Genomic DNA, 4,964 nt, shown 5'->3' with positions numbered 1-4,964 from the left:
CGTAGCGAAAAACTCCGGCTTCAAACGGTCCAGTTCTCAGGGGGCAGATCAGCCGACCATGCCCACGCAATCCACAACCGAGCGCCTGCTCGCGTCGCTTCATAGCCTATTGTCCGGCGCGATGCCGCCCGGTGCCAAGGTGCTGCGCAATGCGATCCTGCCCGAGAAGGTGCCTGCCGCCGGGGTGGTGATCCTGCGCGATGGCGACCCGGGGCCGCCGGAGGTGTGGCTTTCCCCGCCCGGCTACTACTATGAACACCGGGCCGAGATCGAAGTGGTGGTAGATGGCACCCCGGCCGCCCGAGATGCTGCGTTCGACGCACTCCGCCTTGCGATCGGCACAGCGCTCACCGCCGACCGGACGCTGGGCGGCCTTTGCGACTACATCACGCCCGAGGCGCCGGAACCGGTGCTGCTGGCAATCGACGGCAACGAGGGTCTGTAGGCCGCGGTGATCCCGGTGATCCTCTCCTACGCCACAACCGACCCGCTTCTCTGACCAACTCCGAAAGGACTGACCCATGGCCCGCCAGCCCGGCGCGCGGACGCAAGTCGCGTTCGCCTTTGAATCCGTTTACGGCACGCCGCCCGCCAGCGGCTATCGCCGGATGCCCTTTGCCACGACGACCCTCGGCTCCGAGCAGGGGCTCCTGTCGCCCGAACTCCTCGGCTACGGCCGCGACCCGCAGCCGCGGCGCGAAGGGCGGGCCGGAACGCCGCACACGCATCGTCGAACTGGCCTCTGGCGACGAGGAACGGAACGCCTCCTGGGCCAACTCGCGCCGCCGCTATGACGTCTCCTATGGTGTGCGCCGGGCCGACGATCTGGCCGCGGTCGTTGCCTTCTTTGAAGCCCGCAACGGTCGCTTGCACGCGTTTCGGTTCAAAGATTGGTCCGATTACAAGTCCTGCCTGCCTTCTGCGGCGCCCGGGCCCACCGACCAGATCATCGGCACCGGCAACGGATCGACCACCACCTTTGCCCTAACCAAGACCTATGCCTCCGGTGCGCGATCCTGGACGCGAACGATCATCAAGCCAGTTGCGGGCACCATCTCCGAAGCCTGCGGTGGGGAAGTGGGGGCCTCACTCGTCGCCGGTGGGCTCGCGCTGGCACAGGGGGCGGTGAATTTCGTGGCGGGGTATGTTGTCAGAGAACGAACCTGACGCCGGACAGAAGTGCTAAGTCATGGTCTTGCATCGTACAGAAGCAGACTGAGGTCCGCTCGTTCACTTCTTCGCAAGAAAATCTTGCAACATGTCACTTCGCAAGATACCTAGCTCGGGTAGAAACAGGGTGAGACTAATGGTCCTAGCGGAGCGCCTTAAGCACCTAAGGGAGAGCCGATCAATGTCCCAAGAGCAACTTGCAGAGTTGCTCGGCGTCGAAAGCAGGCAGATCGTCTCGAACATCGAAACCGGCCAGAGAAAGGTCAGCGCTGAAGAGCTGGTGCGCTTCACCGCAATCTTTGGGGTTGGTTTGGACTACTTTACGAACCCTTACCTTCTTGCTGGCAAGGGCCTTTTTTCGTGGAGGCAAACAGGCGTCGATCCTATGCGCCTTGATGCCTTTGAAGCGAAGGCAGGACAGTGGATAGGCGCGTATCGCTCTTGGTGCGACCAGCTAGGCCAAAACGCTTATACGCTACAGAAAGAATTGAGACTGACGCGCGGGTCATCATTCGAAGATGCAGTGGCTGCCGGTGAAGCAGTCGCCGAGGAACTTAATCTCGGCGACGTTCCCGCAAATCGACTGATGGCTGCGGCCGAAGAAGACCTTGGCGCCATCGTGCTCATGGCAGACACGGAAGCAGGCATTTCTGGCGCTGCCTGTCGCTTACCTGAAATGAATGCCATTATCATAAACCGGAATGAGCCCCCATCCCGGCGACATTACGATCTCGCGCATGAGATTTTCCATTTGCTAACTTGGGAAGCCATGCCACCCGAATATATCGATGGCTCTAATCCGAAGAACAAGCGCGTTGAGCAGCTTGCAGAAAAGTTCGCATCCGGACTCCTCATGCCTTCTTACGTCATGGAGCGATACTACGGCAAAGTTCGCTACGACGACGACCGCTTCATTGACTGGGTAAATGAATCAGCCAGTGAACTAAGAGTTTCGTCGGTTGCGTTCCTTTGGCGGCTGGTCAACAATCAAGAGGTGCCGCAGGGTTTCGCCAAGGAAGTCGCGGCTACGGACTGGCTTGCGTTCAATGGCGGTCGGTTGAAGGATACAAGTCCCCCAGCGCTCTTCAGCTTGAAATACCTTTCTGTTCTCGCACAAGTACTGAACAAGGCACTGATTTCTGAGCGACGGGTGTCGGTACTGCTCGATGTCTCACTTGATGAGCTCGACGGCACTTTCCAGCAACATGGTATCGAAAGCCCGCTGGTTCTGTAATGAAGCGTGGAGATGTTGTTCTCGTCGACACCTGCGCAATCATCGAGGCGCATCGAACAGGATGCTGGAATGCCATTTCAAAGAGCTTCCTTGTAGAGACAGTCGACGCATGTGTCGTGGAAGCTCAAACCGGAAAAGCTCAGCGCATTTATCCACCAGTGTCGGACGCGGAGCTTCGAGCAGCATTCCACAAGATTTACACGGTAGAAGAGTTCGACCGTGCGGCCTTTGAACTTGGCAAGCCGGTAGGTGTTCCCGAGCTTGACCCCGGTGAACGAGACTTGTGGGTCCATGCGTGGCAAAGGCCTGACGCTTGGTATCTCTGTGGTCCGGACAAGGCGAGCATGAAAACCGGTTTTATGCTTGGTCAGCGTGCGCGCCTCGTGTCGCTAGAAGCAATGCTGGACTGCCTTGGCATGAAGAAAGACATCAAGCAGCATTATTCCGTGCGATGGCTGGAAGAGGTTTTGTACAAGCTCAACCAAGGGTTACTTTAGATTGAGGCCTCTAAAAGGGAGGTTGGCGAAACAATTGGTGCGAAGGGTTCAAGAATGGCACGGGTAGAATTCGACAGCACCAAGAAGCCGCTGGACGACCTTCTGAAGCGTGCGCGCGACGGGCTGATCCAGTTGCCGGATTTCCAGCGCGGCTGGGTCTGGGACGACGAGGGCCTGCGGGGCCTTCTGGCCTCGATTTCCCGGTCCTTCCCGGTCGGAGCGATCATGACCCTGCAGGCGGGCGGCGAGGTGAAGTTCAAACCCCGCCCCATTGAAGGCGCTCCGCCTGGCAGCGCAGGCGTCGCGCCGGAGTCGTTGCTGCTGGATGGGCAGCAACGCCTGACCTCGCTTTATCAGACGACGATGCGCCGAAGCGTTGTCGAGACGATGAACACCAAGAAGCAGAAGATCAAACGCTTCTACTACATCGATATGGGGCGCGCCCTGGACGAGGGCGTTGACCGGATCGACGCCTTCGTGGGCATCCCCGAGAGCAAAATCGAGACGCGGAACTTCGGCAAGGAGGTCGTCCGGGATCTGACGACCGAAGAGGCCGAGTTCGAACAGTGCATGTTCCCGACCAACCGCATCTTCGATTGGAACGACTCGCTTACCAAGTTCGCCGCATACTGGCAATACGCCCCAGACAAGATGCAGTTCTGGTTCAAATTCCTGAACGAGGTGCTGTCTGCCTTCCACCAGTATCAGATGCCGGTGATCGAGCTTGGCAAAAGCACAAGCCGCGAGGCCGTCTGCCTTGTGTTCGAGAAGGTGAACACGGGCGGCAAGAAGCTCGACGCGTTCGAACTGCTCACAGCGATCTATGCGGGTGAGGAAGAAGGATTCTTGCTGCGCGAGGAATGGACCAAGATCGCCAAGACCCTGAAGGACGCGATCGCCCTCAAGGAACATCCGTTGACGCGTTTGCAGCCGACCGATTTCTTTCAGGCGCTGGCGCTTCTGTTCACCCGGGATCGCCGCCGGAACCATCTGGCGGCGCAGTTGCCCGGCGATGCTCCCGCGATTAGCTGCACCCGAGATACCGTGCTCAGCGTGCCCCTGGGCGCCTACAAGCAATATTCGGGCGCGCTGGAGGAGGGATTCAAGAAGGCCGGGAAGTTCCTCTTCGGTCAGAACATCTTTTGGTTCAAGGACGTCCCCTATCAGTCGCAACTGGTGCCGCTGGCAGCCATCCTCACAGAACTTGGCGATCGCTGGACGCAGGAGGCGGTGCGCCAGAAGCTTGCCCAGTGGTACTGGTGCGGTGTTTTCGGGGAGCTCTATGGTGGGGCTATCGAGACCCGCTTCGCCAAGGACCTTGCCGATGTCCTCGCATGGATCGATGGCGGGCCGGAGCCGACAACGGTAAAGGACTCGGCCTTCCGGCCAGAACGCCTGAAGACGATGACCTCACGTCTGTCCGCGGCCTACAAGGGTGTTCATGCTCTGCTGATGCACAAGCAGGCCCGAGATTTCTTGTCGGGGCAGAGCTACAACCAGACCAGCTACTTCGACGAGGCCGTCGACATCCATCACATCTTCCCGCGCGCCTGGTGCCAGAAGAACGGCATCGCGCGGGAGCGGTATGACACCATCATCAACAAGACACCGCTCAGTTCAAAGACGAACCGGATCGTGGGCGGTGATGCGCCGTCTGTATATCTGGCGCGCCTGCCGAAGCAGGGCGCGGCATCCGACGCCGCCATCGATACCCACCTTGAGAGCCACCTGATCGATCCGCAGCTGCTACGGTCGGATGACTTCGACGGCTTCGTCGGTCGGCGCCAAGAGGCACTGCTCGGGCTTATCGAGGTGGCGACTGGGAAGGCGATCTATCGCGGGGCCGCGACGGACGAGCCTGTCGAGGACATGATCGAGGACGAGGCCGAGGGGCTTGAGGCGGCCGAATAGGCCGCCTTTCCTGCCAAGCATGTTCGATTGTGGTTTTGACGCAGTTTTGATCCGGCGCGGCCACTATCGCACTGTTTTCGCACGTAGTTTTGGCCCGTTTGTTGACCTATTGTTGAGCTGGCATGCGGACGGCAAAAGGCCCCGCGGTGAGG

The 4,964-nt window shown here is 59.5% G+C and carries 4 protein-coding genes and 2 pseudogenes; all 6 read left to right on the top strand.

The annotated features are described in order from the left end of the window. Nucleotides 1-58 precede the first annotated feature (58 nt). The 6 genes and pseudogenes from VK682_RS26945 to VK682_RS26920 all read left to right on the top strand — a co-directional run bounded on the left by VK682_RS26945 (nucleotide 59) and on the right by VK682_RS26920 (nucleotide 4,812). Nucleotides 59-445: an acyl-CoA transferase gene (locus VK682_RS26945; protein ID WP_230798287.1), complete on the top strand. Its 387-nt coding sequence runs from the start codon at nucleotides 59-61 to the stop codon at nucleotides 443-445. Nucleotides 446-521: 76 nt separating this feature from the next. Further along, nucleotides 522-686 (top strand): annotated as a pseudogene (locus VK682_RS26940) (phage tail tube protein); the annotation flags it as partial. Nucleotide 687: 1 nt separating this feature from the next. Further along, nucleotides 688-1,089 (top strand): annotated as a pseudogene (locus tag VK682_RS26935) (phage distal tail protein, Rcc01695 family); the annotation flags it as partial. A 169-nt stretch (nucleotides 1,090-1,258) separates the two neighbouring features. Further along, complete coding sequence (locus tag VK682_RS26930; RefSeq protein ID WP_324782954.1) at nucleotides 1,259-2,404, top strand: helix-turn-helix domain-containing protein; 1,146 nt, start codon at nucleotides 1,259-1,261, stop codon at nucleotides 2,402-2,404. After that, on the top strand, nucleotides 2,404-2,901 hold the full coding sequence (locus VK682_RS26925) for a hypothetical protein (RefSeq protein ID WP_324782953.1): 498 nt from the start codon (nucleotides 2,404-2,406) through the stop codon (nucleotides 2,899-2,901). The genes VK682_RS26930 and VK682_RS26925 overlap by 1 nt, the downstream gene beginning before the upstream one ends. Nucleotides 2,902-2,955: 54 nt before the next feature. Further along, nucleotides 2,956-4,812, top strand: coding sequence for a GmrSD restriction endonuclease domain-containing protein (locus VK682_RS26920; protein ID WP_324782952.1), 1,857 nt, complete (start codon nucleotides 2,956-2,958; stop codon nucleotides 4,810-4,812). The last annotated feature ends 152 nt before the right edge of the window (nucleotides 4,813-4,964 follow it).

The organism is Salipiger marinus, assembly GCF_035481585.1.
Classification (GTDB): domain Bacteria; phylum Pseudomonadota; class Alphaproteobacteria; order Rhodobacterales; family Rhodobacteraceae; genus Salipiger; species Salipiger marinus.
Note: the sequence above shows the minus strand (reverse complement) of the source record. Positions and strands in the feature narration are given on the sequence as shown.

Excerpts from the sequence above, each read along its gene's own strand:
- VK682_RS26945 (WP_230798287.1), top strand. The coding sequence starts at position 59 with ATGCCCACGCAATCCACAACCGAGCGCCTGCTCGCGTCGCTTCATAGC.
- VK682_RS26930 (WP_324782954.1), top strand. The coding sequence starts at position 1,259 with ATGTCACTTCGCAAGATACCTAGCTCGGGTAGAAACAGGGTGAGACTA.
- VK682_RS26925 (WP_324782953.1), top strand. The coding sequence starts at position 2,404 with ATGAAGCGTGGAGATGTTGTTCTCGTCGACACCTGCGCAATCATCGAG.
- VK682_RS26920 (WP_324782952.1), top strand. The coding sequence starts at position 2,956 with ATGGCACGGGTAGAATTCGACAGCACCAAGAAGCCGCTGGACGACCTT.